This window comes from Bradyrhizobium sp. Bra64, from assembly GCF_024519875.1.
GTDB classification, from domain to species: Bacteria; Pseudomonadota; Alphaproteobacteria; order Rhizobiales; family Xanthobacteraceae; genus Bradyrhizobium; species Bradyrhizobium japonicum_G.
The window spans coordinates 1,000,644-1,027,510 of record NZ_JALJRD010000002.1; the positions used below are offsets into that span (position 1 = coordinate 1,000,644).

Below are 26,867 nucleotides of genomic sequence, written 5' to 3' on the forward strand. Positions count from 1 at the left end.
TTCCATTGATATTGGTCAAGGGTGAGCCCGAACGCCATGACACGTTCCCTCTGATGATCGCATCTCAGGGAGAGAACACATGACAAGAACCGCCAAGCTTCTTGGACTGATCGTGATGGCTGGGCTCTTGACCGCAGTTCCGCTGTCGCCGGATTACTCGCCGGCGAACGGGCCATCCGTATCGCTTGATCGCGCCGAGGCGAGAGTTGGGCGACCGCTTACACCGATGAGCGTGGCAGGCGTCAACCGCAGAGTGCACCGGCGCGCCTATTACGGTGCGGCCGCGGTGGGAGGCGCCGCGGCCTATGGCGCTTATCGCTACCGCAGGGCCTGTGGTTACTATCCGTATCCACCCTGTTATTAAGGTCCGCGTGAGGCTCGCCGCTCCCTGCACTGACAACAGCGGCGAGCTCTCATTGTCCGTCACTTTCGTCCGGCATCAGTGCCACTGACGGCAGACATGGCCCGCGCCCCACACCGCACATCTGCGGATTTGCCGTTTGGCGACTCTGGAGATGCAGACGCCGCCGACCAACGTCCGACCCGGCCCGCAAAGGAAGGCGACCCGTGTGGCCATGCCGTCCGGCTGATGAAGCGGCGCGGGCGACATCGCCTGCGCCGACGTTGCAATGGCTACGGCAAACGCAGCGGCGGCAAACAACCTGATCATGCGTGCTCTCCATGGTTTAGCCCCACGACCAGACATGCCTGTCTCGGTCGGCGCACGTTGACCTGGATCAACGGCGCGGCCGATCAGAACGGCATCCGGGCCCTGATCGTCGTGGCGCTGGAACGCTCGCGCTAGTGGCTACGCTCTCCCAGTTCGAGCTTTACGAGCCTTGCCAGAAGCGTCGCCGAGTGGAACTGTCCAATGACAGCTTCAACATTGCAGGGGCTGCGCGCCAGCGGGGGTATCGGAACGAGACGCACCGGTGTGTCAGTGCGTCTTCGTCACGTGCCATTTCTCGAGGTCGGGCTTCACCTCGTCCGATCCCTGCTCCTTCTCCGGAGATCCCTTCCAGGGCTTGTCCGTCTGTCCGTGCGAACCCCAGTCGGTCTGACCTACGCGAATGGGACGCCGTAGTAGGAGTTGATGCCGCGGACCGCGGCGTCATCGCTCCAGTTCCAATCATTCCGTTCGCGGTATTTCGGCGCGCCTTCCAGTTCCTTGGTGGTGATGCCGGTAACATAACCGCCAAGCTCCGTATCGTACTTCAGCGACTGCCAGGGCAGCGGATAGTGGTCGTTGCCGAGGCCCAAAAAGCCGCCGAAGCCGAGCACGGCGTAGGACACCCTGCCGCTGACCTTGTCGATCATCACGCGTTCGATCGAGCCGATCTTGTTGCGATCGGCGCCATAGACCGATGTTCCCTCGACCTTGTCGCTGCCGATCAACTTGCCCATCTCGCTTTGGTCCAGTTCGACTTGATTCAGCATTTCAATTCTCCACTCAGCCAGTGTGGAGGCAACCCGGATAGACGAGCGATCGTTCCGGTGTGCTCCGCGTCACGTGCTGATGAGGCTTCGTCTCGGCGCGCTCCGCCACGATCCTCGCCTTCGGCGCCTGGCTTGTGGTCGCCTTCGGTCTGCGCGCCGGTTTCGGAGGTGTGTTTCATGTCGCTGTCGGGGCCAGCGTCGCACTCGCCTTCATCGCGGCATCGACGGTTTGGGCCGTCATTTCCGTATCGGCCTGGTTGCTCAGGCGCAGGCTTCGCATCGCCTCCTACGGACCGCGCACCGATCGGCCTGTTCGCCCTCGTTAAAGGGCTCTCCCTTCTTGAAACCTTAGACCGCTTTCGCGCTGGGCGAAGGCTGCGACTTCGGCGGTTGAAGGCCCGGACTGTTGGCCCAGCGCTCCGCCTGGTCGATGACCTTTTGGTGGCTCGGGCGCACCGGTTTGGCTGCTTCGGTCTCTTCGGAAAGCTTGCGGGGCAATCTGACTTCTTCCGTCATGACGTCTCTCCCTTTTGGCCAAGGATACGCCTTTCCGGGACCCGATAAAACAACTTAACTTATTGATTTCATTTTATTTTTTTACTCATTTGACGCCTGTGGCTCAGCTTGCGGAACTCTTGCCAAATTGGATTGTTGAGTAAACTACTCAAACAGCTCATTTGGAGTGATTTCCAATGAATGACCTCCGCGCCGAGCGGCTTCAGGTGATGCTCTCGCCGGAAGAACTGTCTGCTCTCGACGATTTCCGGTTCAAGCATCGCATGCCGACGCGGGCGGCAGCCGTTCGCGAGCTGCTCAGGCTCGGCCTAGCCGCTGTGGGAGACGATGCGGGCAGCGGCGTCAAGTCGAGCAATTACGGCGTCTTCGCGCGCGGCCCGGACGGGCACGCGCCGATCGGTGGCGACCGCGACGCAGAGGATTGACCTGTCTTACGAGACATCCACAAGCAAACGACCCGCACAAGCAAACGACCCGCCCCGGCACCGAGGGTTCCAGGGCCGTCCTTGGAGATTGCTTCCGGCGCACCGGGGGCATGACTACCGGAAACAATCCGTCGATTTTTTGCGAGCGGATCCGTTCCTCGTGGGAACTAGCCCGTCGCGTCGTTTGAACCGTCCGGCATCGCCCCTGAGCCCGGCGTCTTGCTCTCGTCATTCAGCTTCGGATCGCGCGTCGCCTCTCGCGAGGGCGAGCCTTTGCGGCTTGCTTGCGGATCCGTCTTGTGGACGGTCTGTGCCCGCTGCTTGTCACGCGGCTGCTCCTCGCCGCGCTGGTCCTTGACGATGCCTTGATGCGAATTCGCCATGATGTTCGTTCGCCTCTCTTGATCCATCGAAGCGCTTGCGCCCGGCCGCGTCGAATGTTCCGGAAAGACGCTAGATATGCGCCGCGTGGAAGGCAGGCGATGCATTTTCATGATGCACCTGCCGCACGGTCGTCACCGTCGCGAACGCGACTGAGACGCCAAAGGCGAGAATGAGTGAGAGAAGAGCCAGACGTGGAGCCATTGCAAAAACCTCCTTCTGGAATCGAAAATCAGCGCGATCGACTGTTCCCGAATGATCCCAAATTGGTCGCTTGCACTCCGTGAGCAGTCTCACACGCAGATTCACGAAAACGAGAGCGTCACGCGTCCCGCTGTCGAGGGATGCGGACCACGACGGGCGGGACCTCGCCGTCGAGCCATTCCTGCTCGTGCGCGAGTGCCGTCCACGCGTCCGCCATCCGTGAAAAGCGTTTGTGCGCCGGTTGTCCTTCGGCCCGCTCTGCGAGCTGAAGGCAGTTGTCGGCGTTGTCCCTGAAGATATCAGACTGTTTCATGAACTCAAATTGGGGACGGAACCTTCGCGTCGCAAGCGCCCTTACGGGATCGTAACACGGGCGGAACTTCGCCCCACCGTCCGCCGTTGAATGCCCATGAAGATTCTTGTCGCGATAGTCCTGACGTTCGTCAGCACTGCGGCGCTCGCCGACAGCACCGGGGAGCGGCGCCTTGGCGATCCCCCGCCGACCGCGACCGAGGTCGTCAGCGGCCTCTACGCGTTCAGCCGCTTCCAGCAGGGCCTGCTGGAAAGCACCGACCTCAAGGGCAATGCGGAGGTCAACAACCTCGCCGCCCTGCGCGCCGAAGAAGCAGACTGGCGCGACAAGGTACTGAAACAGATTCAGGAAGCGATCGGCACCGAACCGCGCGTCGCCAAGACAGCCCGCGCAAGCGCCCTGGTCCAGCCCGAAACCTCGGACGGACCAAGTTACGTAAGAAGCTTCTATGCCGCGCAGATTCCCGAATACGAATCGGTCATCGACCTGCTCGAACGTTACCTCAAGGCCCCCGACAACGCCGCCCTTGCAGCGTTCGCGCGCGAGCAGCTCCCGCTGTTGCGCTCACAGGTCAAGGACGCCGAACGCACCATGGCGGACAAGTAACCTTTATCATTTGTTACCCGGATGATGTTGCTGGCTCTCCGGCCAAACGGTGCGATCGCTTTCCGGCATCCTGTCCCGGCCTGCATCCCCGACGACAATTAATCCTGCTCTCATGGACGCTCTCCCTGTGTTGGCGGCCTAACGGCAGGGCCGACTCTCCGTTCCGGAAAGCCGATGGCCCCGAGCCCCAAACAGGCACAGGGGACAAGCACCTCCGGCCCGAAAATCCTGGAGGCCGCGATGGAACCATTCCGTCCCATGGGGATTATCTCCGTTGGGCTGAGCAAAGCAGGTTCCAATTCCCGGCGCCGCCACGTTGGTGCTTGATTTCGAATTTGGCTGACGCTCTATTTTGATAATCGCGTCTTGCCTTGGATTCGGCCGACGCCTGCGGGGGAATCAGTATGAGCGACCTCGATCCCGGAACTGGATCACGCTCCGGTCGTCGCGTCCCAAAGCCAAAAACCAACAGCATGTCGGAGCCGGATTCCCGGGCGGAATTGCTGCTCGCCCTGCAGGCCATGCGCAGCGGCGATTTTTCCGTGCGCATGAGCGGCGACTATCTCGGCATCGACGGCAAGCTCGCCGACACTTTCAACGAAATCATCGCCGCCAACCAGCGCATGGCTCAGCAACTCGAGCTTGTCGGCCAGGTGGTGGGCCGCGAAGGCAAGACGCGCCAGCGTGTGAAGTTCGGCCTCGCCAGCGGCTCCTGGGCCGACATGGAAGGCTCCGTCAACACGCTGATCGACGATTTGTTGTGGCCGACGCGCGAGGTGACGCGCGCGGTCGCAGCCGTGGCGCAGGGCGACCTGCTCGAGACCGTAAAGCTCGACGTCGACGGCCGCCCGCTACGCGGCGAGTTTTTGCAGTCGGCGAACATCGTCAACACCATGATCAAGCAGCTCGGCGTGTTCACCTCCGAGGTGACGCGCGTCGCGCGCGAGGTCGGCACCGAAGGCAAGCTCGGCGGCCAGGCCCAGGTGCCGGAAGTGACCGGCGTCTGGAAGGATCTGACCGAGAGCGTCAACTCGATGGCGAACAACCTGACCAACCAGGTTCGCAACATCGCCGAGGTGACGATCGCGGTCGCCAATGGCGACCTCTCCAAGAAGATCACGGTCGACGTCCGCGGCGAGATCCTTCAGCTCAAGGAAGCCATCAACACGATGGTGGACCAGCTCCGCTCCTTCGCCTCGGAAGTGACGCGCGTGGCGCGCGAGGTCGGCACCGACGGAAAGCTCGGCGGCCAGGCGATCGTGCCCGGCGTCGCCGGCACCTGGAAGGACCTGACCGACTCCGTCAACGCGATGTGCGGCAACCTCACCGCGCAGGTCCGCAACATCGCCAACGTCACCACCGCCGTGGCGCGCGGCGACCTCTCGCGCAAAATCACCGTGGACGTGCGCGGCGAGATTCTGGAGCTGAAGGACACCATCAACACGATGGTGGACCAGCTCAACTCCTTCGCCTCGGAAGTGACGCGCGTCGCGCGCGAGGTCGGCACCGAAGGCAAGCTCGGCGGCCAGGCCCAGGTGCCGGGCGTCGCCGGTACCTGGAAGGACCTCACCGACAACGTCAACTTCATGGCGTCGAATCTGACGGCACAGGTCCGCAACATCGCCGATGTCGCCACCGCCATCGCCGGCGGCGACCTCTCCAAGAAGATCACGGTGAACGTGTCCGGCGAAATCCTTCAGCTGAAGGAAACGCTGAATACGATGGTGGACCAGCTCAACGCCTTCGCCGGCGAAGTCACGCGCGTCGCACGCGAGGTCGGCACCGAGGGACGGCTCGGTGGCCAGGCCAACGTGCTCGGCGTCGCCGGCACCTGGAAGGACCTCACCGAGAGCGTCAACTCGATGGCCTCGAACCTGACGGCACAGGTCCGTAACATCGCCGAGGTGACGACCGCGGTCGCGGGCGGCGACCTCTCCAAGAAAATCACCGTGGACGTTCGCGGCGAAATCCTGGAGCTGAAGGACACCATCAACACGATGGTGGACCAGCTCAACGCCTTCGCGGGCGAAGTCACGCGCGTCGCGCGCGAGGTCGGCACCGAAGGCAAGCTCGGCGGCCAGGCCCAGGTGCGCGGCGTCGCCGGCACCTGGAAGGACCTCACCGACAGCGTCAACTCGATGGCCTCGAACCTAACTGGCCAGGTCCGCAACATCGCCGAAGTGGCGACCGCGGTGGCCAAGGGCGATTTGTCGAAGAAGATCACCGTGAACGTGTCGGGCGAAATCCTTCAGTTGAAGGAAACGCTCAACACCATGGTGGACCAGCTCAACGCCTTCGCCGGCGAAGTCACGCGCGTCGCACGCGAGGTCGGCACCGAGGGCAAGCTTGGCGGTCAGGCGCAGGTGACCGGCGTCGCCGGCACCTGGAAAGACCTCACCGACAACGTCAACTCGATGGCGGGCAACCTCACCGCCCAGGTCCGCAACATCGCCGAGGTCGCTACCGCCATCGCCGGCGGCGACCTGTCGCGCAAGATCACGGTGGACGTCCGCGGCGAGATCCTTCAGCTCAAGGACACGCTGAACACGATGGTCGACCAGCTCAACCGCTTCGCCGGCGAGGTGACGCGCGTCGCGCGCGAGGTCGGCACCGAAGGCCGCCTCGGCGGTCAGGCCAACGTGCCCGGCGTCGCAGGCACCTGGAAAGACCTCACCGACAGCGTCAACTCGATGGCGGGCAACCTGACCGCCCAGGTCCGCAACATCGCCGAAGTGACCACCGCCGTGGCACGCGGGGACTTGTCGCGCAAGATCACCGTGGACGTGAAGGGCGAGATCCTCGAGCTGAAGAACACCATCAACACCATGGTGGACCAGCTCAACGGCTTTGCCGGCGAAGTGACGCGCGTCGCGCGCGAGGTCGGCACCGAGGGCAAGCTCGGCGGTCAGGCCGAGGTGCCCGGCGTTGCCGGCACCTGGAAGGACCTGACCGACAACGTCAACTTCATGGCCTCGAACCTGACGGCACAGGTCCGCAACATCGCCGAGGTCGCGACCGCGATCGCCGGCGGCGACCTGTCGAAGAAGATCACCGTGGACGTGCGCGGCGAAATCCTTCTGTTGAAGGACACGCTTAACACGATGGTCGAGCAGCTCCGCTCCTTCGCCGCCGAAGTGACGCGCGTGGCGCGCGAGGTCGGCACCGAGGGACGGCTCGGCGGTCAGGCGGTCGTGCCCGGCGTCGGCGGCACCTGGAAGGACCTCACCGACAACGTCAACCTGCTCGCGGCGAACCTCACCACGCAGGTCCGCAACATCGCCGAAGTGACCACCGCTGTGGCGCGCGGTGACTTGTCCCGCAAGATCACCGTCGACGTGAAGGGTGAAATCCTCGAGCTGAAGAATACCATCAACACCATGGTGGACCAGCTCAACGCCTTCGCCGGCGAAGTCACGCGCGTCGCGCGCGAGGTCGGCACCGAGGGCAAGCTCGGCGGTCAGGCCGCGGTGCCGGGCGTCGCCGGTACCTGGAAGGACCTCACCGACACCGTGAATTTCATGGCGGCGAACCTGACCGAGCAGGTCCGCGGCATCGTCAAGGTCGTGACCGCGGTCGCCAACGGCGACCTCAAGCAGAACCTCACCGTGAAATCGAAGGGCGAGGTTGCGGCGCTCGCCGACACCATCAACAACATGACAGAGACGCTGGCGATCTTCGCCGACCAGGTGACGTCGGTGGCGCGCGAGGTCGGCGTCGAGGGTCGGCTCGGCGGCCAGGCCAACGTGCCCGGCGCAGCCGGCACCTGGAAGGACCTCACCGGCAACGTCAACCTGCTGGCGGCCAACCTCACCTCGCAGGTGCGCGCGATCGCGGAAGTCGCGACCGCCGTGACCAAGGGCGACCTGACACGGTCGATCCAGGTCGATGCCCGCGGCGAAGTCGCGGAGTTGAAGGACAACATCAACACGATGATCACGAACCTCCGTCTGACGACGGACGTGAACACCGAGCAGGACTGGCTGAAGACCAACCTCGCCAAATTCACCAACATGCTCCAGGGCCAGCGCGACCTCGCCACCGTCGGCCGGCTGCTGCTCACCGAGCTGTCGCCGCTGGTGAACGCGCATACCGGCGTGATCTACCAGGTCGAGAGCGAGGACAGTCCGCAGCTTCTGCTGCTCGCCTCCTACGCCGGCGACGGCGTCTATCCGTATCAGCGCGTGCTGCCGCTCGGCGACGGCTTGATCGGCCAATGCGCCCTCGACCGACGGCCGCGCGTCATCGCCGACATTCCGGCCGACGTGGTGCCGATCAATTCGGCACTGTTCCGCGTCGCACCGAAGAACCTGGTCGTACTGCCGGTGCTGTTCGAGGGCCAGGTCAAGGCGGTGATCGAGCTCGCCTCGCTGACCTCGTTCACGACCTCGCAGATGACATTCCTGGAGCAGCTCACGGACTCGATCGGCATCGTGCTCAACTCGATCGAGGCGACGATGCAGACCGAAGGCCTGCTCAAGCAGTCGCAGCAGCTCGCCGGCGAGCTCCAGACCCAGCAGCGCGAATTGCAGCAGACCAACGACCAGCTCGAACAAAAGGCGCAGCAGCTCGCCGAGCGCAACGTCGAGGTCGAGCGCAAGAACCAGGAGATCGAGCAGGCCCGCCGCGCGCTGGAGGAAAAGGCGACCGAGCTTGCGCTTACCTCGAAGTACAAGTCCGAATTCCTCGCCAATATGAGCCACGAGCTGCGCACGCCGCTGAACTCGATCCTGATCCTGGGACAGCAGCTCACCGACAATCCGGACGGCAACCTCACTAGCAAGCAGGTCGAATTCGCCCGCACCATCCACGGCGCCGGCACCGACCTGCTCAATCTCATCAGCGACATTCTCGATCTCTCCAAGATCGAGTCCGGCACGGTGACGGTCGACGCCGAGGAAATCCTGACCGCGAACCTACTCGAGACCGTCGGGCGACCGTTCCGTCACGAGGCGGAAAACCGCAATTTGTCGTTCAAGATCGACGTCGATCCGAATCTCGCGCGCAGCATCGTCACCGACTCCAAGCGCCTGCAGCAGGTTTTGAAGAACCTGCTCTCCAACGCCTTCAAGTTCACCGCCGAAGGCGAAGTGCGCCTGACGGTCGCCGGCGCGGTCGGCGGCTGGGGGACGGATCACCCGGTGCTGAACTCGGCACCGGCCGTGATCGCGTTCGAAGTGTCCGACACCGGCATCGGCATTCCCCTTGAGAAGCAGAAGCTGATCTTCGAGGCGTTCCAGCAAGCGGATGCCGGCACCAGCCGCAAATATGGCGGCACCGGCCTCGGCCTTGCGATCAGCCGCGAGCTCGCAAGCCTGCTCGGCGGCGAAATCCACCTGCGCAGCTCGCCGGGCAAGGGGTCGTGCTTCACGCTCTATCTGCCGCTGAAATACTCCGGCCCGACGCTCGCGCCGCGCGCCGCACCTTCGTCTCAATACAGCCAGCCGCCGGCGCTGCAGCCCACCATGCCCGAACAGCAACGCGTCATCGAGCAGCTTTCCGACGACCGGCTCAACCTCGAACCCGGCGACAGCATCCTCCTGATCGTCGAGGACGACCCGCATTACGCGCGCGTTCTGGTCGACCTCGCGCGCGACAAGGGCTTCAAGGTCCTGGTCGCCGCCCGCGGCGCGGAGGCGCTGGAGCTTGCGAAGCAGTATCAGCCGAGAGCGGTCTCGCTCGACGTGTTCCTGCCCGACATGCTCGGCTGGACCGTGCTGAGCCAGCTCAAGCACAATCCGCTGACCCGCCACATCCCCGTGCAGATCATCACGCTCGACGAGGACCGCCAGCATGCGCTGGCGCGCGGGGCCTTCTCCTTCGTCAACAAGCCGACGACGACCGAGGGCGTCTCGGCCGCGCTGACGCAGATCAAGGAATATGCGCGACCGCGGCGCAAGCGGCTGCTTATCGTCGAGGACAACGAGGCCGAGCAGCTCTCGATCCGCGAACTGCTGCATCACGACGACATCGAGATCGTGACGACCGGCACCGGCGCCGACGCACTCTCGATGCTGCGCGAGTCGCCTTGTGATTGCGTCGTGCTCGACCTGCGGCTGCCCGACATGAGCGGCTTCGATGTACTGGACCAGATTCGCAACGACGACGCGCTGTCGAACGTTCCGGTCGTGGTCTTCACCGGCCGCGAGCTGTCGGCCGAGGAAGATGCGGAACTCCACACCATGGCGCGCAGCATCGTGGTCAAGGGTGTGGAATCTCCGGAGCGCCTGCTCGACGAGACCGCGTTGTTCCTGCACCGCGTGATCACGGAACTTCCCGTCGAGAAGCAGCGCATGCTGGAGAAGCTGAACAGTTCCGACGAAGACCTGATCGGCAGGACCGCGCTGCTCGTCGACGACGATGCCCGCAACATCTTCGCGCTGTCGAGCGTGCTGGAACGGCGTGGCATGAAGGTGCTGACGGCCACGACCGGCAGCGAGGCGGTGACCCTGGTCGAATCCAATCCGGAAATCGCCATCGTGCTGATGGACATCATGATGCCGCAGATGGATGGCTACCAGACCATCGGCGTCATCCGTGAAAATCCGGCCTTCGCCCGCCTTCCGATCATCGCGCTGACCGCCAAGGCGATGAAGGGCGACCGCGAGAAATGCCTGGAGGCCGGCGCGTCCGACTACCTCGCCAAACCCGTCAACACCGATCAATTGCTGCTTGCGATCCGCATGTGGCTGCACCGTTGAGTTTGGATCTGCGAATGGACCACGAAAAGGTCAACATCCTCCTCGTCGACGACCAGCCGGCCAAGCTGCTCGCCTACGAGGTGATCCTGAAGGAGCTCGGCGAGAACCTCGTGGTCGCCTCGTCGGGCCGCGAGGCGCTGGAGTTACTGCTCAAGACCGAGATCGCGGTGATTCTTGTCGACGTCTGCATGCCCGAGCTCGACGGCTTCGAGCTCGCCGCGATGATCCGCGAGCATCCGCGCTTCCAGAAGACGGCGATGATCTTCATCTCGGCGATTCAGGTCAGCGACATCGACCGGTTGCGCGGCTATGAAATGGGCGCGGTCGATTACGTGCCGGTGCCTGTCGTGCCGGAGGTGCTGCGCGCCAAGGTCAAGGTGTTTGCCGAGCTCTATCGCAAGACGCGCGAACTCGAGCGGCTGAACCAGGATCTCGAGGACCGCGTGCGTGCGCGCACCGCCGAGCTGGAGAATTCCACCGCGAAGCTGCGCGAGAGCGAAGAGCGGCGCAGCATGGCGATCGCCGCAGGCAAGATGGGGTCCTGGGACTGGGACTGGATCACCGGCGACTGGATGTGGGACGAGGGGCAATATCGTATCTTTGGTGTCGGCCCCGACAGCTTCGAGGTCAACCCGGCCAACGTTCAGGCACTGCTGCATCCCGACGACGTCGATCAGCTGCGCAAGGCGATCGCCGAATTCAACAAGGGCACGCGCGCCTACGAAACGGAGTTCCGCATTGTGCGGCCGGATGGCGACGTGCGCTGGTGTGTCGGCACGGCGGCCGCCACGGTCGACGACAGCGGTAGGGTCGTGCGCGTCAGCGGCGTGACGGTCGACATCACCGAACGCAAGCGCGCCGAGGAGCGGCAGAACCTGCTGGCACGCGAAGTCGATCATCGGGCCAAGAATGCGCTGGCGCTCGCGCAATCGATCGTGCGCCTCACCCGCGCCGACGAGGTCAAGGCCTATGTCAGCGCCGTCGAGGGACGCATCAATGCGCTGGCGCGCGTGCATACGATCCTGTCGCTGTCGAGCTGGCAGGGCGCCGAACTCTCGAAGCTGATCGACGAGGAGCTTGCGCCCTATTCCCTCGGCGGACAGATCAAATTGGCAGGTCCCGAAGTTCAGTTGCTGCCGGCGACCGCGCAGACGCTGGCGCTGGCGCTGCATGAGCTTTTCACCAATTCGGCGAAGTATGGCGCGCTCTCGACGCGGTCGGGACGCCTCGGGATCGGCTGGCAGGTCGAGGACGAGCTGCTCACGCTGACCTGGGAGGAATCCGGCGGCCCGCTGGTCGGGATTCCGAAATCCCGCGGCTTCGGTACGCGGAGCCTGCTTGCGAGCGTCGAGTCCCAGCTCGGCGGGCAGGCGCAATTCGATTGGCGCGCCGAAGGCCTGTTGTGCCGCCTGGAGGTGCCGTTGACACGCAAGACTGCCGCGACAACCGCACCCGGCAAATTCGAAGCCGCAGGCTCCGCCGAATTGCAGCGCGCATCCGGTTAGCCGGACGCCGCACTCGTCATGCGCTGCGCCGTCCGCCGGTCGCGCGCGACGCGCCCTTCGAGCCAGGCTTCTGTCCGGGCGAGATCGCGCAGCGCATGTGCATAGCGGCGAGCCGCGCTGCGCTCGGCTCCGCGCGGCAGCTTGCGTGCCTTGCGAAGGATGTCCGCAGCGGCGTTTCGATAGGCCAGCGAGCGGTAAAGAAAGACTACCTTGCCCATATCGGATGTTCCCGTGTTGTGGCGTTCATCCTCGCAGGCCCGGCATGAACGTCGGATGAAGCGGGCAATGACAATTCCTCCATCCGGATGGAACCAGCGGATATCGTCTGCGTTCGTATGCCAGATCGGGATGCAGTTCCCATGCGCGCGAAAAAGTCGTCGGACCTGATCTCTCCCACCGGGCTCATCAAGCTGATGACACATGCGCTGATGGGGGCAGCGCTCGGCCTTGTTTTCGGCCTCGCGCTCATTCTCTCCAATCCGGCCGTCGCCAACCTGCTGAGTCATGGCGGAACCCAGGCCGTCGTAGTGTTCGCCCTCACCCTGGTGACGACGTTCGCGATCGGCGCGACGCTCACCGGCGCCGTATTCATCCTCGTAGAGAACAAGCAATCTTGAAGCACGCGTGAGGGGCGAAATTCTCTTTGTCCGGAACTCCCGCGCCGAATGGCGGTTGGCTGCCTGCGTCAATTTAACTCAGGGAGTTCCCGCGCATGAAGTCGACCAAGCTCGCCCTCGCAATGATGTTGGCAACCGGCCTCGCCGCGGCGCCGTTCGCAGTGCAGGCCAAATCGCACAAGGCGAAACATGGATCCTCGATGTCATCGTCGTCGCAGACCACGGGCGCCAACACGAAATCCAGCGGTGCTGCCAATCCCTCGAGCCAAGGCAATGTCGGCCCGGGCACCAATCAGGCCGGCAGTGTGAACACGCCGAGCAGCTCGAAATAAGTGGATTCGCAACCGAGAAGGCCCCGCCACGGCGGGGCTTTCTTGTCACCGTGAAGCACGGCGTTCCTGTCGGCATCCGACATCGATGATCGCCACGCGAATCGAGCGTGCGCACGCTTTTGCTGCGTCGGATGTCAGGGAGCGTCCGAAGAACATGCCTTGACGAGGTGTTCGAGCCTGGCCCGCTTGCGCGCGATCAACAATTGGGCCGCAGCATCGTCGAGCGCCTCGCGCCGCAACTGCCGGATCGCGGAGCCCAGTTCGAGAATTTCGGCGCGTAATTTCAGAATCCGGTAGGCGTCCGGGTCTTCCTCCACCGCGCGCTCCCAAAATTCTCAGCGGCGCGCGATTACGCGCAGGGGGTTGCCTGATGTCTTCGCGGAACGAACGCGTACCCTGTCGCGGACATTCGGCAGGACATCGCCGCCACCTGCAGCCTTCCATTCGCCAATCAGCAGGTTGATTTTCCGGCGCAGATCCATCTGCGCCGAGGCCTTCTCTGCGCAGTCGCGATCGCGGTCGACCAGCTCGCGCACGGACGCCTCGACATCGGCCATCTCTAGCCTCAAGGCGCTGATTTTGCGTCGAATTTCATTAATTCTGTTGTCCATGGCTTGTTAGAACAAAATAAGAACATATAGTCAAGCCACGATTTCAGGACGGAGACGCGACATGCAGGTTCAGGGTAAATACGACGCCAGGGCTTTCCTCGCCGAGCAGATGACCAGGGCGCAAGGCCTCAGGCTGAAACGGCTGAGCGAGGAGGCGTATCAACCCGCGCAATATGCGCGGGGTCTGTCCTTCGGCGAGGCGGCACGGCGCATCCAGGTGCTGGAAGCCGAGATCGAATTGGCGAATTCCTTCTAGGCTGCATCGCGCATCCGGAACGCTGCCTGCCCGGTTTCGGAACCATGCCATTCCCGGATGGTTCTCCTCGGCCAAAGGGAGAACAATGCATGGCGCGCAAGGCAAAGAAACGCCGCTACTCACGTAGCTCCGGCAGCGATGTCGAAAGCGAGATGCGACGCTACAAGAAGGGCACCGCAAAGAGCGGGCCCGGCGGTCGTGGCGGACGCGTGAAGAACCGCAAGCAGGCGATCGCGATCGGACTGTCGAAGGCGCGCAAGAAAGGCAAGAAGGTCCCGAAGAAGGCCTCGAAGCAGAAGACTGCCAGGAAAACTGCCAAGAAGACATCCAATAAGACTTCGAAGAATACTTCGAAGCCGAAGCGCAAATCCTCCAAACGGTCGCGCTGACTCTGTCAGATCATGCTGCCAGGCATGAAGCAGCGGATCGCAATGCCGAACGCGGTTTTCACCGGCCACACCATTGTGCGGCCGGCCCGGTTCGGCTCAGTGATCACGGCTTCGTCCGGTACCTCCACCCACTCGCCGTCGAGCCGCACGCGATAGTGCCCGTTGTGCGATTCCCAGTCGGGATCGGCGACGGCAAATCCATCCGCGTCCGAGCAGCACGGACCGAGATGGCTGCGCAGGCTGTCGAACCACGGCTTGAGGGGTGAGTCCGCGTAGCGGCCGTCGTCACGCCCGAGCGCGTTTCCGCCCCACAGCACGAACGGCGCCACGAGCAGCGCACTCCTCAGCGAGACCTTCAATCGATCCATGTCGGCACCGATCAAATGCGAACCACCGGCCGGCTCCACGAGGCGGCGGGAGGTTCCACGCTTTGCAACCGCTCGGCGGCTTCGTTGCCGCCGAGTCCTTGCACCATCTCGAAACTGTGGTGTGCGAACACGGCTTTTTCGGACGAACCGGGTCATCATCGCTGCCGTTAACGAGAATGTTATCTGCGGGCGCCCGGTCATCCTGAAGGCGAACGAGAGAAAGGCGGCCCGAGGGCCGCCTTTTTGATTTGCGCCGATCGAAATTCGACTTACGCGAGCGGCACCGCGACGAACCGGGTCGCCTCCGCGCTCCTCACCTGCAGCAGCACGCTGCGCTTGCCGGATGATTTCGCCTGCGCCAGCTCCGAGCGGACATCACCGATATTGGCGACGGCCTTGCCGCCGACATTGAGGATGACGTCGCCGGTCTGGATGCCGCGCTGCGCGGCCGGCCCTTCCGGATCGACTTCGGTGACGACCACGCCTTTCGGACCGGCGCCCTGCACGTCGCCGGCCGGAGCCAGACTGAGCCCGAGGCGCGGCGTGCCGGCGCCTGGCTGCGTCTTGCCGTCATCGGCCTTGCCGCTTCCCTGGGCCTGCCGATCGTTCGGCAACTCGCCGAGCGCGAGCGTCACCGTCTTGCTTCCGCCGTTGTGGAGGACATCGAGCTTCACGGACGTGCCCGGCACCAGGCCGGCGATGGTGCGGGCGAGATCGCGGGAGTCCTTGATCGCGGTGCCGTTCACCGCGGTGATGACATCGCCGGCCTCGATGCCCGCCTTCGCCGCCGGGCTGCCGTCCTGCGGGTTGTCGACGATCGCGCCGCGCGCCTCCTTGAGGCCGAGGCTGTCGGCGATATCCGACGTCACCGGTTGCACCTGCACCCCGAGCCAGCCGCGGGTAACCGCGCCCTTGTCCTTCAGCTGTGCGATCACGAGCTTTGCGGTCGAGGCCGGAATGTCGAAGCCGATGCCGACCGAGCCGCCGGAGGGCGAGAAGATCGCGGTGTTCACGCCGATCACATTACCGTTCATGTCAAAGGCCGGGCCGCCGGAATTGCCCTTGTTGATCGGCGCATCGATCTGGATGAAATCGTCATAAGGCCCGTTGCCGATATCGCGGCCGCTGGCCGAAACGATGCCGGCCGTCACGGTGCCGCCGAGGCCGAAGGGATTGCCGACCGCCACCACCCAGTCACCGATGCGCGGCTTCTGGTCGGAGAATTTGACGAACGGAAAATCCTTATTGCCATCGACCTTGATCAGAGCGAGATCGGTCTTCGGATCGGTACCGACCACCTTCGCGGTGTAGATCGTGCCGTCGTCCATGGTCACCTGTACGGACTCGGCGTGATCGACGACGTGGTTGTTGGTCACGGCATAGCCGTCGGCCGAGATGAAGAAGCCGGAGCCTTCGCCCGTGATCACCTGGTGGCGCTGGCGCGGCATGCCGTTCATGCCGCCCGGACCGCGGAAGCCGAATTGCCGCGAGAACTGGTCGAACGGCGAGTCCTCGTCCGAATCCATCCGGTTCTGTTGCAGCATCGCGCTCTTGTCGTTGTCCTGGTCGATTCTGACCCGCACCGAGATGACGGCCGGTTTGACCTTGCTGACGAGATCGCCGAAGCCCGGAGGTGTCGCGGCGGCCTCCGCGGCCTGAGCGGGTGCGATGAAGGAGCTCACGCTGAACGGCGAAGAGCCGGGAGCGGTCGCCAGCACGGCCACGCCAAGCGCGGCGACGGTGCCGAGCAGCGCAAGCCGGCGCGGCCTCAGGATCTTGCGAAACGTGGGGGTTTCGGAATTGACGCGATCGTTCATGTCGAAATGTCCATGTTGGGTGAGTCGCCTTGTACCCAACATGGCGGTGACCACCTTACAGCGTCCCGTCCACGCGATTAAATCTTGGCAAAGTTGATGCGGCCAGCGCCGCGGCCCAAATCGCGGTTGCACGTTTGATGCAGCTCAACACGGCCCCCCTGCGCAGTGAAAGACTGGGGCCAACGGATGATGTCCATAGGAGGCGCGCCATGTACAAAGACATTCTCGTTCACGTCCCGACCGAACGTCCTATGCGCCCCGTGATCGACGGATCGATTTCGCTGGCCGCGCACCTCAACGCCCACATCGACGCGGTCGCCGTCGGCTATGTCGCAACCAGCGCGGCCTACGTGATGGAAGGCGGCGCCGCAGTGGCAGCCGTGTTCGAGATGGAACGTGAACGCGCGGTGGAGCGGGCCGAGGCGGCGCTGACAGTGTTCAAAAGCGAAGCGGCGAACGCCGGTCTTTCCTTTACATGCCACCCGCTCGGCGCGATCCCGGCGGATGCAGCCGGCTCGCTCGGCGGGATGGCGCGGCTACACGATCTCAGCATCGTGCTGCAGCCCGATCCAGCGCAAGGCTCGTTCGACAACGACATACCGAGCGAGATCCTGTTCCAGGCGGGCGGCCCTGTGCTCTTCCTGCCGTATAACTTCCGTGGAGCATTCAGGGCGAACCGGATCGGCATCTGCTGGGACGGAAGCCGCCTCGCCGCCCGCGCGATGCGCGATGCCGCCCCGTTCCTGGCCCGCGCCGAAGAGATCGTGATCATCACGATCAACGAGGCAGACGCCGTTTCCGACGACGTCTCGGCGCGCAATCTGACAAGACATCTCGGCCGGCGCGGATTGTCGACCCGCACTGTCGGCCTGTCGGCGACCCGCTCCGAGATTCAGCCGACCATCCTGTCGCTGGCGGCCGACGAGAGCCTCGATCTCCTGGTGATGGGCGGCTACGGCCATTCACGATTGCACGAGCGCTTTCTCGGCGGCGTCACCCGCGCCATGCTGGAAGCCATGACGGTGCCGACGCTGATGTCGCATTAGCGAAGCCGCCCGGATGCTCTCACGCCGCGACGGGCTCCTCCCACGCGGCGGCGGCGACGGCGTCATCCTCGCCTTTCGCATTGCACGCGTCGAAATGCGCCTTGAGCTCGACTTCGGCGAGATGCTCGAAATGCTCGGCTTGGCCCAGCAATTCCCAAGTCTGGAGCGGCCGGTAGGCCGCCTGCTGGCGGCAGAGTGACGCTAGCGCCCGGTAGCGACGTACGTTCTCCATGAGACCCTCCCTCGCATTCACAGGGCTTATTGCCCTTATTTGCGTCAGGGCGATGGCAGTTGTGCAAAACATTTGCTGCGTGCACAGCGCGACTGATCGCAGTTAACTTTTGAGAAATGCGCGCACATATTTTAGTTCCAAACGCGCAAGTTTGCACGTGGAACCCGCCGGTTTGGAAAACTTGGGGTCTAGGCGTAAAGGCGCTGCTCCACGGCCACGCCAATCAGATCGAGATACCGCTCGATCAGGTCGGGCCGGCCGACGAGATAGCCTTGCATCTCCTCGCAGGCCTCGCGCGCCAGGAAGGCGCGCTGCGCCTCGGTTTCCACCCCCTCGGCGACGACCGGGATATTCAAGGCGTGCGCGAGGCTCAGGACCGCGCGGACGATCTCGGCTGATTGCGGCGTCGTCTCGAGATTGGAGATGAAGCTGCGATCGATCTTGATCTTGTCGAACGGAAACGACTGCAGATAGGACAGCGAGGAATAGCCGGTGCCGAAATCGTCCATCGCAATGCGGATGCCGAGCGCCTTCAGCCGCCGCAGCAGATTGAGCGCGCGGGTGAAGTCGCCGATCAGCACGCCCTCGGTGATCTCGACCTCGAGTCGGGTCGGCGCAAGTCCCGTCTCCAGCAGGATCCGGTGGATCGCGCGTTCGAGGTCGCCGGCCAGGAACTGGACCGGCGACAGATTGACCGCCACCTGCAACGGCCGCGGCCAGGACGCCGCCTCGCGGCACGCTTCGCCAAGGACCCACTCGCCGATCTGGATAATCAGCCCGTTCTCCTCAGCGAGCGGAATGAACTCGTCGGGCGGCACGAAGCCCCGCGTCGGATGGTTCCAGCGCAGCAGCGCCTCGAAGCCGATGACTTCGCCATCAATCCGCGCCTGCGGCTGGAAGTAGACCAGGAATTGGTTCAGCTCCAGCGCCTGCCTCAGATCGTGTTGCAGCAGCCTGCGGTCGCGCAGTTCCTGGTCCATCTCGGGTTCGAAGAAGCGGACCGTGCCCCTGCCCTCGCGCTTGGCACGATAAAGCGCGGAATCGGCATTGGCGAGCAATGTGGCGGCATCCACGCCGTCATCTGGATAGAACGCGATGCCGACGCTAAGGCCCACATGGGAGAGATAGTCGTCGACCTCTAGCTCCTTGCCTATCGTTTCGACCAGGCGTTCGGCGAGCGCCAGAACGTTCTCCCGGCGGACGTCGTCGGGCATCAGGATCATGAATTCGTCGCCGCCGATGCGGGCGATAAAGGCGCCGTCAGCCTCCGCGGCAAGGCGATCGGCCGCGGCCCGCATCAGCATGTCGCCGACGGGATGACCGAACACGTCGTTGACTTCCTTGAAGCGGTCGAGATCGAGGCTGAGCACTGCAAAACTGGTCGCCGCTTCCAGCGCCCGCTCCAGCCGTTCGTCCAACACTGCGTTGAAGGCGCTGCGGTTCGGCAAGTCGGTCAGCACGTCATGATGGGCGAGATGTCTGATGCGTTCCTGGGTCGCGACGCGCTCGGTGACGTCCTCGATCACACCGACCAGATATTGCGGATCGCCGGCATCATCGGTGATCAGCATCTTGCGCGAATTGACGACCCGGTCGTGGCCTTTCACGCCAACTTCAAGCAGGTGCTCCTCGAGAAACATCGGCATGCCGCTGGCGACGACGCGACGATCCTGCTCGTTGACCACGCGGGCGACGTCGGCCGGGAAGATCTCCTCGGGCGTCCTGCCCAGCATCTGCTCGCGCGGCAGGCCATAATAGTCCTCGCCGGCGCGATTGAGCAAAATGTAGCGGGAATCCTTCGCGCATTTGGCGAACACGGCAATCGGTATGTTCTCGACGATGGTGTCGAGGAACTCCTGGGTTCGCAGCAGGTCTTGCTCGACCTCATCGTGCGTGTGCGCGCGCATATCCGTCATACGCTGGCGGTCGCGGTCGCCTGCCTCGTAGGCCGCACTGACGAGCTCGCCCAGCTTGACGAGATCGACCTGTCCGGCCGCGTCGGTGGCGCAGCGAATCTGTTCGGCGAACAAGCGATGCATGCTCATGCCGTCGCTCCGCGCCGTGTGCAGGCCTCATGCCTGCAGATGTCCTCGATCCGCATTCCCGCGCTCTCTCAGCGTTCCTTAATCGCAGATTGAGACACATAGCATTGCGCGGTCGTTAATCGAACTTTCGTCTGACGCGCGTGGTTACCCCGCCCTGAAACGGCTCATCGTTTTGTGCGGCATCCTCCATGGAACCCCGGAGAAAACTGGCCCGCCGTGGGACAACCGCCACCACAGCGCAGCGGCTCGCGTCCCACCCGTAGTCTACCGGATGAGCGCACTCTCTGCGGTCCGCATCGCCCGTGCGGAATTATCCTGGAACTTCACAACCCGGCCTGACTCGGCAGCGACGCGAATCGCTGCGATATTGGCGGCATAGTCGGCAGCGCTCTTGCCGCGAAAGACGGCCGAACCCGCCACGAGCGTATCGGCACCCGCCGCGGCCACGGCAGCGGCATTGTCGCGCGTAATGCCGCCATCGACCTCGAGCCTGATCGGCCTGTCGCCGATCATGCTGCGAATGCGCCTGATCTTCTCGACCTGGGAGTCGAGGAAGGACTGACCACCGAAGCCGGGGTTGACCGTCATCACCAGCACCAGATCGAGACGATCAAGCACGTATTCGATCGCGGCTTCCGGCGTTGCCGGGCACAGGCTGACACCGGCCTTCTTGCCAAGCGCGCGGATCGCCTGGAGCGAGCGGTCGAGATGCGGCCCAGCTTCGGCATGGACGGTGATGACATCGGCGCCCGCCTTTGCGAACGCCTCCAGATGGGGATCGGTCGGCGCGATCATGAGATGCACGTCGAAGACCCGCTTCGTCAGCGGTCGGATCGCCTTGATAACGTCGGCACCATAACTGATGTTCGGCACGAAATGGCCGTCCATCACGTCGCAATGGATCCAGTCGGCGCCGGCCGCGTCGATCGCCGCGACCTCCTCACCAAGGCGCGCGAAGTCTGCCGCCAGGATCGAGGGAGCGATGATGATCTCTGCGGTCATGGCTTTGCACTCCTCACATCGGCTCCGCCGCTGAAGACGCGGCTCGCCAGGACGTCCATGGGATCGATCGTTTCGAGGTCGGCGACATCGAGCATGCGGTCGAGATCCGACACCAGCCGATCGGCCTGCCGCAGGCGAATGCGGTCGACGGCGTTGCGGATCGAGCGCGCGTTGGAGAAGAACGGCTGGGTCCGGCGTAGCGCGATATACTTCTCGAAGGCCTCGCGCGCCGCCGCCGAGAAGCGATAGCCCCGTTCCTTCAGCATCAGCTCGGCGATGACGAGAAGTTCGGCTTCCGCATAATCCGGAAAGTCGATGTGGTGGGCGATGCGCGAGCGGAAGCCGGGATTGGAGGCGAAGAAGCTGGTCATGCGCTCGCCATAGCCGGCGAGGATCACAACGAGGTCCTCCCGCTGGTTCTCCATCACCTGGAGCAGGATTTCGATCGCCTCCTGGCCGTAGTCGCGCTCGTTGTCGGGCCGGTGCAGATAGTAGGCCTCGTCGATGAACAGCACGCCGCCCATTGCCTTCTTCAATATCTCTTTCGTTTTCGGCGCCGTGTGGCCGATATATTGCCCGACGAGATCGTCGCGCGTCACCGAGATGACCTGCCCGCGCCGCACGAAGCCGAGGCCGTGCAGGATCTTCGCCATGCGCAGCGCGACGGTCGTCTTGCCGGTGCCGGGGTTGCCGGTGAACGACATGTGCAGTGTGGGCGGCGCCGAGGCGAGACCCGCACGCTGCCTGATGCGCTCGATCAGCAGGAGCGATGCGATCTGGCGCACGCGGTCTTTGACCGGCCGAAGGCCGATCAACTCCCGCTCGAGCTGTTGCAACGTCTCGGTGATCCCCGCCGCTTCGGCTTCCTTGCGGAGATCGAACGTAGTCTCACCGCCTTCAGCGGGCGTGGCACGGGCAATGTCGAGCATGGGCACCTCGAACAAAAAAGCCCCGCCGCGGGGCGGCGGCGGAGCAGTTGTCCGCCAAGGATCTGGAGCAGGGAGTGCTCCACGCGGAGAGCAATGGCTTATGGCGACGCTGCCGCGGCTGGCTTGCGCACCGTGGAGTAGCGAATCGCGCGCCCGCCGACTTCCTGCCGCACGAGGTCGAACTCGGCTTCCTGCGGCGGCCGGTTGACGAGGAACGAGATCCGCACCGATTCCCAGCCATGGCTCGAATCGAAGCCGCTGATGCGGATGTAGCGGTCGCCATACACCCTGCGGCATTCGGCGAGTTCCATCATCACGCCGGCGGCGTCTTGGAGATCGAACATCGGCAGGCCCCACATCTCCCAATAGGTGTTGCGGGGATGCGGATCGTCGGTGAACTCGATGTTCACCGCCCAGCCATTGGTCAGGCAATATTGCACCTGCTTGGTGATCTGATCGTCTGTCAGATCGGGCAGGAACGAAAAGCAGCCTTGGGTCAGCTTCATGTCAAATCTCCTCAAACGGTTTCCAGCGCGGTCGGAACGAAGTCCGGCGTGTCGGTGGATTGATAGTTGAAGGTGACGTCCTTCCAGACTTCGAGCGCCGCCTTCAGCGGCGTGCAGGTCTCGGCCGCTCTGGCCAGGATCTCCGGACCCTCGTGGACGTAGTCGCGGCCCTCGTTACGGGCGAGGATCATCGCTTCCAGCGCCACGCGATTGGCGATCGCGCCGGCCGCAATCCCCATGGGATGTCCAATGGTGCCGCCGCCGAACTGCAACACGACATCCTCACCGAGCAGGTCGAGCAGCTGGTGCATCTGGCCGGCATGGATGCCGCCCGATGCGACCGGCATCATCTTGTTGAGACTGGCCCATGGCTGGTCGAAGAACAGGCCGTGCTCGAGCCTCGTCGGATTGAAGTCCTCACGGCAGACGTCGTAATAGCCGCGCGTGGTGTTGGGATCGCCCTCGAGCTTGCCGACCACCGTTCCGGCATGGATGTGGTCGACGCCGGCGAGCCGCATCCATTTGGCGATGACGCGGAACGACACGCCATGACTCTTCTGCCGCGTATAGGTCGAGTGGCCGGCGCGATGCAGATGCAGGATCATGTCGTTGCGCCGTGCCCATTTCGCCATCGACTGGATCGCGGTGTAGCCGATGACGAGGTCGATCATGACGATGACCGAACCGAGTTCCTTGGCGAACTCCGCTCGCTCGTACATGTCCTCCATCGTGCCCGCGGTGACGTTCAGGTAGGTACCCTTCACCTCACCCGAGGCGGCCTGTGCCCGGTTCACGGCCTCCATGCAGTAGAGGAAGCGGTCGCGCCAGTGCATGAAGGGCTGCGAGTTGATGTTCTCGTCGTCCTTGGTGAAATCGAGCCCGCCCTTCAGCGCCTCGTAGACCACGCGGCCGTAGTTGCGGCCCGACAGCCCAAGCTTCGGCTTCACCGTCGCGCCCAGCAGCGGCCGGCCGAACTTGTCAAGCCGCTCGCGCTCGACCACGATGCCGGTCGCGGGTCCCTGGAAGGTCTTAACGTAGGCAACCGGAAAGCGCATGTCTTCCAGACGCAGCGCTTTCAGCGGCTTGAAGCCGAACACGTTGCCGATGATCGAGGCCGAAAGGTTGGCGATCGAGCCCGGCTCGAACAGGTCGAGGTCATAGGCGATGTAGGCAAAGTACGAGCCCGGCGTGCCCGGCACCGGATCGACGCGGTAGCATTTCGCGCGATATTTTTCCGCAGCCGTCAACCGATCGGTCCATACCACCGTCCAGGTCGCGGTCGAGGATTCGCCGGCGACCGCGGCCGACGCCTCGATCGGGTCGACGCCTTCCTGCGGCGTGACGCGGAACAGTGCGATCACGTCGGTGTCCTTCGGGACATAGTCGGGCTCCCAATAGCCCATGCGGGCGTATTCCATGACGCCCGAGCGATAGCGCTCCTTGCCGCGGACGGTTCCTGTATGTGCGTTCATGGCTTTCTCCCTCGTTTCTCTCTTCTAATCTCTGAATCTGCTCAGGCTGCGACGGGCTCACGGGCATCGACGCGCGGATCGAGCTCGCCGGCGCGGTACCGCCGCGCCATCTCGCTCATCGGGACGACCTTGATCTCGCTGGCATGGCCGGCGGTGCCGAACTGCTCGAAACGCTCGCGGCAGAGCTCGCGCATCGCATCCATCGCGGGCTTGAGGAACTTGCGCGGGTCGAACTCACTGCGACTTTGCGCGGCGACCTTGCGGAATACCGCCGTCATTGCGAGGCGGCAATCGGTGTCGATATTGACCTTGCGCACACCACTCTTGATGCCGCGAACGATCTCTTCGACCGGCACGCCCCAGGTCTGAGGCATCTCGCCGCCATACTGGTTGAACATGTCCTGGAGAGGCTGCGGCACCGACGAGGAGCCGTGCATCACCAGATGCGTGTTCGGCAGCCGGCGGTGGATCTCCTCGACCACCCGCATCGCCAGGATGTTGCCATCCGGCTTGCGGCTGAACTTGTAGGCGCCGTGCGAGGTACCCATGGCGATGGCGAGCGCATCGACCTTGGTGGCACGGACGAAGTCGACCGCCTGGTCGGGATCAGTCAAAAGCTGGTCGTGGCTGACCGTGCCTTCGACGCCATGTCCGTCCTCCTGCTCCCCGCCGCCGTGTTCGAGCGAGCCGAGTACGCCAAGCTCGCCTTCGACGGAAGCGCCGACCCAATGAGCGAGATCGACGACGCGGCGGGTGATCGCGACATTGTAGTCGTAATCGGCTGCCGTCTTGGCATCGGCCTTGAGCGAGCCGTCCATCATGACGGACGTGAAGCCGTGGGCGATGGCGGAGGCGCAGGTCGCCTCGTCGTTGCCGTGGTCCTGATGCATGCAGAGCGGAATGTCCGGATAGGTCCGCTCCAGCGCATCGATCATGTGCGAGAGCATGAGATCGCCGGCATAGCTGCGCGCGCCGCGCGAGGCCTGGATGATCACGGGCGCATCGACCTCGGCCGCCGCCTGCATGATCGCGATGCCCTGCTCCATGTTGTTGATGTTGAACGCCGGCACCGCGTAGCCATGGCCGGCTGCGTGGTCGAGCAGTTGCCTGAGGGTGATACGTGCCACGAGTGGTTCTCCTTATTGTCGCTTGCGGGCGATTGCCCGGCGGGCGGCTTCTGCGATGCTTTGCGGTGTGATGCCGAATTCGCGGTACAGCACGGGTGCCGGCGCCGAAGCGCCGAAGCCGCGCATGCCGACGAACTCACCGTCAGCGCCGATCCAGCGCGACCAATCGCCCTGTACGGCCGCCTCGACACCGACGCGCGGCGCGGTGCCGAGCACGGTGGCGCGGTATTCGTCTGGCTGTTCCTCGAACAGGGCGAAGCAAGGCGCGGACACCACGGCAGCGCGGATGTGCTCGGTCGCGAGCAGGCGGGCGGCTTCCATCGCGATCGACACCTCCGAGCCGGTTGCGATCAGCGTCACGTCGCGGCCGCCGTCCGGCGAGACGACGAGATAGGCGCCGCGGGAGACACGGTTTTTGCCGCGCGCATCGCTGCGGAAGGTCGGCAACGCCTGACGCGAGAAGCACAGCACGGAGGGGCGGTCTTCGGAATTGAGCGCGCAGTCCCAAGCTTCCAGCGTCTCCACCGCGTCGGCGGGGCGGAACACCAGGAGGTTCGGGATCACCCGCAGCGCCGCCAGATGCTCGACCGGCTGGTGCGTCGGACCATCCTCGCCGAGGCCGATGGAATCGTGCGTCATCACATGGATGACGCGCAGCCTCATCAAGGCCGCGAGACGGATCGCCGGCCGACTGTAGTCGGAGAACGCGAGGAACGTGCCGCCATAGGGAATGAAGCCGCCATGGAGTGCCAGGCCGTTCATCGCGGCCGCCATGCCGTGCTCGCGGATGCCGTAATGGATGTAATTGCCGGCGAACGCGTCGCGACTCACAGGAGTCTGCGTCTTGGCATGGGTCAGGTTCGAATGCGTCAGATCGGCCGACCCGCCAACGAGGCCAGAAATGGTCCCGGCGATGCCGTCGAGCACCTGTTGCGAAGCTTGCCGCGTCGCGAGCTTCGGACGCTCGGACGCAAAGCGTTCGCGCAATTTCGCCGCGGCCAGCGCATAGGCAGCCGGCAGGGCAACGGCCTTGCCTTCGACGAACAGGTCGCGCTGCTCGGGCGTCGCGCATTCGTAGCGGTCGAGCCAGGCGAGGCGCTCGACTTGCCCGCGTTGTCCGATCATCCGCCACGCCTTCATGATCGGGACAGGAACCACGAAGGGCTGATAGTCCCAGCCGAGCGTCCGGCGCGCGGCTGCCGTCTGCTCGGTACCAAGCGGGGCGCCGTGCGCCTTCTCGGTGCCTTGCCGGTCCGGCGCGCCATAGCCGATGATGGTGCGGCAGGCGATCAGCGACGGCTTTGCGGTCTCGCGCTCCTCTGCGATCGCCTTTGCGATGGCTTCGGGATCGTGTCCGTCGATGCTGCGCACCGACCAGCCGGAAGCGGCGAAACGCGCGAGCTGGTCGTCGGAGGTTGCCAGCGAGGTCGGCCCGTCGATCGAGATGCCATTGTCGTCGAACAGCACGATCAGACGGCCGAGTTGAAGATGACCGGCAAGCGAGATCGCCTCCTGGCTGATGCCCTCCATCAGGCAGCCGTCGCCGGCGATCACGTAGGTGAAATGATCGACGAGACCGTCGCCATGACGCGCATTGCCCATCCGCTCGGCCATCGCCATGCCGACCGCCGTCGCGATGCCCTGCCCCAGCGGACCGGTCGTGGTCTCGACGCCCGGCGTGTGGCCGTATTCGGGGTGGCCCGGCGTCTTCGATCCCCATTGCCGGAACGCCTTGATGTCGCCGAGGCTGACGTCGCCGCCGGTCAGATGCAGCAGCGCGTAAAGCAGCATCGAGCCGTGCCCCGCCGACAGCACGAAGCGATCGCGGTCGGGCCAATTGGGATGCGCCGAGTCGAATTTCAGGAAGCGCGAGAACAGCACCGTCGCGACGTCGGCCATGCCCATGGGCAGGCCGGGATGACCGGACTGCGAGGTCTCGATGGCGTCGACCGCGAGGAAGCGGACGGCGTTGGCGAGATCGCTATGCGCGACCGCCGTGAGGTCGGCGTCGGCGTGAACCGAGATGTTCATCG

26 protein-coding genes are annotated in these 26,867 nt (G+C 64.1%); 9 read left to right on the plus strand and 17 right to left on the minus strand.

The genetic code is table 11. From position 1 onward, the window contains the following. Window positions 1–1,062: 1,062 nt before the first annotated feature. Together NR187_RS12160 and NR187_RS12165 are read right to left on the minus strand one after the other, a co-directional pair. Window positions 1,063–1,437: a PRC-barrel domain-containing protein gene (locus NR187_RS12160; RefSeq protein WP_211382475.1), complete on the minus strand. Its 375-nt coding sequence runs from the start codon at window positions 1,435–1,437 to the stop codon at window positions 1,063–1,065. 348 nt (window positions 1,438–1,785) lie between these two features. Then, window positions 1,786–1,953: a hypothetical protein gene (locus NR187_RS12165; RefSeq protein ID WP_211382474.1), complete on the minus strand. Its 168-nt coding sequence runs from the start codon at window positions 1,951–1,953 to the stop codon at window positions 1,786–1,788. A 176-nt stretch (window positions 1,954–2,129) separates the two neighbouring features. Between NR187_RS12165 and NR187_RS12170 the strand changes: the two genes are divergently transcribed. Beyond that, window positions 2,130–2,378 carry a hypothetical protein gene (locus NR187_RS12170; RefSeq protein ID WP_211382473.1) on the plus strand — a complete coding sequence of 83 codons (249 nt, stop codon included), beginning with the start codon at window positions 2,130–2,132 and terminating at the stop codon, window positions 2,376–2,378. 167 nt (window positions 2,379–2,545) lie between these two features. Here the strand turns inward: NR187_RS12170 and NR187_RS12175 are convergent, their stop codons facing one another. After that, window positions 2,546–2,761 (minus strand): hypothetical protein, encoded by a 216-nt coding sequence (locus tag NR187_RS12175; RefSeq protein ID WP_211382472.1) that lies wholly within the window; start codon window positions 2,759–2,761, stop codon window positions 2,546–2,548. A 320-nt stretch (window positions 2,762–3,081) separates the two neighbouring features. After that, window positions 3,082–3,276 (minus strand): hypothetical protein, encoded by a 195-nt coding sequence (locus NR187_RS12180; protein WP_249128924.1) that lies wholly within the window; start codon window positions 3,274–3,276, stop codon window positions 3,082–3,084. A gap of 96 nt (window positions 3,277–3,372) precedes the next feature. Here NR187_RS12180 and NR187_RS12185 point away from each other — a divergent pair, with 96 nt between their 5' ends. From NR187_RS12185 to NR187_RS12195, 3 genes are all read left to right on the plus strand, one after another. Beyond that, entirely contained in the window at window positions 3,373–3,882 is a 510-nt protein-coding gene (locus tag NR187_RS12185; protein WP_211382471.1) for a hypothetical protein, read from the plus strand. Between the two features lie 404 nt (window positions 3,883–4,286). Beyond that, window positions 4,287–10,580, plus strand: coding sequence for a HAMP domain-containing protein (locus NR187_RS12190; protein ID WP_256806543.1), 6,294 nt, complete (start codon window positions 4,287–4,289; stop codon window positions 10,578–10,580). 14 nt (window positions 10,581–10,594) lie between these two features. Further along, the gene (locus tag NR187_RS12195) at window positions 10,595–12,085 is read left to right on the plus strand and encodes an HWE histidine kinase domain-containing protein (protein ID WP_211382469.1); all 1,491 of its coding nucleotides are present in this window, start codon (window positions 10,595–10,597) and stop codon (window positions 12,083–12,085) included. Here NR187_RS12195 and NR187_RS12200 read toward each other — a convergent pair. Beyond that, entirely contained in the window at window positions 12,082–12,303 is a 222-nt protein-coding gene (locus NR187_RS12200; protein ID WP_211382468.1) for a hypothetical protein, read from the minus strand. The genes NR187_RS12195 and NR187_RS12200 overlap by 4 nt on opposite strands. A 141-nt stretch (window positions 12,304–12,444) precedes the next feature. Between NR187_RS12200 and NR187_RS12205 the strand changes: the two genes are divergently transcribed. Together NR187_RS12205 and NR187_RS12210 are read left to right on the plus strand one after the other, a co-directional pair. Further along, window positions 12,445–12,702 carry a hypothetical protein gene (locus NR187_RS12205; protein WP_256806544.1) on the plus strand — a complete coding sequence of 86 codons (258 nt, stop codon included), beginning with the start codon at window positions 12,445–12,447 and terminating at the stop codon, window positions 12,700–12,702. A 95-nt stretch (window positions 12,703–12,797) separates the two neighbouring features. Then, the gene (locus NR187_RS12210) at window positions 12,798–13,034 is read left to right on the plus strand and encodes a hypothetical protein (protein WP_211382466.1); all 237 of its coding nucleotides are present in this window, start codon (window positions 12,798–12,800) and stop codon (window positions 13,032–13,034) included. Between the two features lie 134 nt (window positions 13,035–13,168). Here the strand turns inward: NR187_RS12210 and NR187_RS12215 are convergent, their stop codons facing one another. Together NR187_RS12215 and NR187_RS12220 are read right to left on the minus strand one after the other, a co-directional pair. Beyond that, complete coding sequence (locus NR187_RS12215; protein WP_211382465.1) at window positions 13,169–13,351, minus strand: hypothetical protein; 183 nt, start codon at window positions 13,349–13,351, stop codon at window positions 13,169–13,171. Between the two features lie 18 nt (window positions 13,352–13,369). Continuing rightward, complete coding sequence (locus tag NR187_RS12220; protein ID WP_211382464.1) at window positions 13,370–13,591, minus strand: hypothetical protein; 222 nt, start codon at window positions 13,589–13,591, stop codon at window positions 13,370–13,372. Between the two features lie 115 nt (window positions 13,592–13,706). Here NR187_RS12220 and NR187_RS12225 point away from each other — a divergent pair, with 115 nt between their 5' ends. Both NR187_RS12225 and NR187_RS12230 read left to right on the plus strand, forming a co-directional pair. Then, on the plus strand, window positions 13,707–13,901 hold the full coding sequence (locus tag NR187_RS12225; protein WP_211382463.1) for a DUF3072 domain-containing protein: 195 nt from the start codon (window positions 13,707–13,709) through the stop codon (window positions 13,899–13,901). A gap of 89 nt (window positions 13,902–13,990) precedes the next feature. Further along, on the plus strand, window positions 13,991–14,290 hold the full coding sequence (locus NR187_RS12230; RefSeq protein WP_211382462.1) for a DUF6496 domain-containing protein: 300 nt from the start codon (window positions 13,991–13,993) through the stop codon (window positions 14,288–14,290). Between the two features lie 5 nt (window positions 14,291–14,295). Here the strand turns inward: NR187_RS12230 and NR187_RS12235 are convergent, their stop codons facing one another. Both NR187_RS12235 and NR187_RS12240 read right to left on the minus strand, forming a co-directional pair. After that, complete coding sequence (locus NR187_RS12235; RefSeq protein ID WP_249128923.1) at window positions 14,296–14,658, minus strand: hypothetical protein; 363 nt, start codon at window positions 14,656–14,658, stop codon at window positions 14,296–14,298. Between the two features lie 269 nt (window positions 14,659–14,927). Further along, window positions 14,928–16,475 (minus strand): Do family serine endopeptidase, encoded by a 1,548-nt coding sequence (locus tag NR187_RS12240; protein WP_256806548.1) that lies wholly within the window; start codon window positions 16,473–16,475, stop codon window positions 14,928–14,930. Window positions 16,476–16,684: 209 nt separating this feature from the next. Between NR187_RS12240 and NR187_RS12245 the strand changes: the two genes are divergently transcribed. After that, window positions 16,685–17,521 carry a universal stress protein gene (locus NR187_RS12245; protein WP_256806550.1) on the plus strand — a complete coding sequence of 279 codons (837 nt, stop codon included), beginning with the start codon at window positions 16,685–16,687 and terminating at the stop codon, window positions 17,519–17,521. A 19-nt stretch (window positions 17,522–17,540) separates the two neighbouring features. On the opposite strand, the gene NR187_RS12250 is transcribed toward NR187_RS12245, so the two are convergent. From NR187_RS12250 to tkt, 8 genes are all read right to left on the minus strand, one after another. Continuing rightward, window positions 17,541–17,753: a hypothetical protein gene (locus NR187_RS12250; protein WP_211382458.1), complete on the minus strand. Its 213-nt coding sequence runs from the start codon at window positions 17,751–17,753 to the stop codon at window positions 17,541–17,543. Window positions 17,754–17,941: 188 nt separating this feature from the next. Then, complete coding sequence (locus NR187_RS12255) at window positions 17,942–19,798, minus strand: bifunctional diguanylate cyclase/phosphodiesterase (RefSeq protein ID WP_211382457.1); 1,857 nt, start codon at window positions 19,796–19,798, stop codon at window positions 17,942–17,944. A 264-nt stretch (window positions 19,799–20,062) separates the two neighbouring features. After that, on the minus strand, window positions 20,063–20,800 hold the full coding sequence (gene rpe / locus NR187_RS12260) for a ribulose-phosphate 3-epimerase (protein WP_211382456.1): 738 nt from the start codon (window positions 20,798–20,800) through the stop codon (window positions 20,063–20,065). Next, window positions 20,797–21,729: a CbbX protein gene (cbbX, locus tag NR187_RS12265; RefSeq protein ID WP_211382455.1), complete on the minus strand. Its 933-nt coding sequence runs from the start codon at window positions 21,727–21,729 to the stop codon at window positions 20,797–20,799. Before cbbX ends, rpe begins: the two co-directional genes overlap by 4 nt. 98 nt (window positions 21,730–21,827) lie before the next feature. Continuing rightward, the gene (locus tag NR187_RS12270; protein WP_211382454.1) at window positions 21,828–22,235 is read right to left on the minus strand and encodes a ribulose bisphosphate carboxylase small subunit; all 408 of its coding nucleotides are present in this window, start codon (window positions 22,233–22,235) and stop codon (window positions 21,828–21,830) included. An 11-nt stretch (window positions 22,236–22,246) separates the two neighbouring features. Beyond that, on the minus strand, window positions 22,247–23,707 hold the full coding sequence (locus NR187_RS12275) for a form I ribulose bisphosphate carboxylase large subunit (protein WP_211382453.1): 1,461 nt from the start codon (window positions 23,705–23,707) through the stop codon (window positions 22,247–22,249). 41 nt (window positions 23,708–23,748) lie between these two features. Then, window positions 23,749–24,834 carry a class II fructose-bisphosphate aldolase gene (fba, locus tag NR187_RS12280; protein ID WP_211382452.1) on the minus strand — a complete coding sequence of 362 codons (1,086 nt, stop codon included), beginning with the start codon at window positions 24,832–24,834 and terminating at the stop codon, window positions 23,749–23,751. Between the two features lie 12 nt (window positions 24,835–24,846). Then, window positions 24,847–26,865: a transketolase gene (gene tkt / locus NR187_RS12285; protein WP_211382451.1), complete on the minus strand. Its 2,019-nt coding sequence runs from the start codon at window positions 26,863–26,865 to the stop codon at window positions 24,847–24,849. Window positions 26,866–26,867 lie beyond the last annotated feature (2 nt).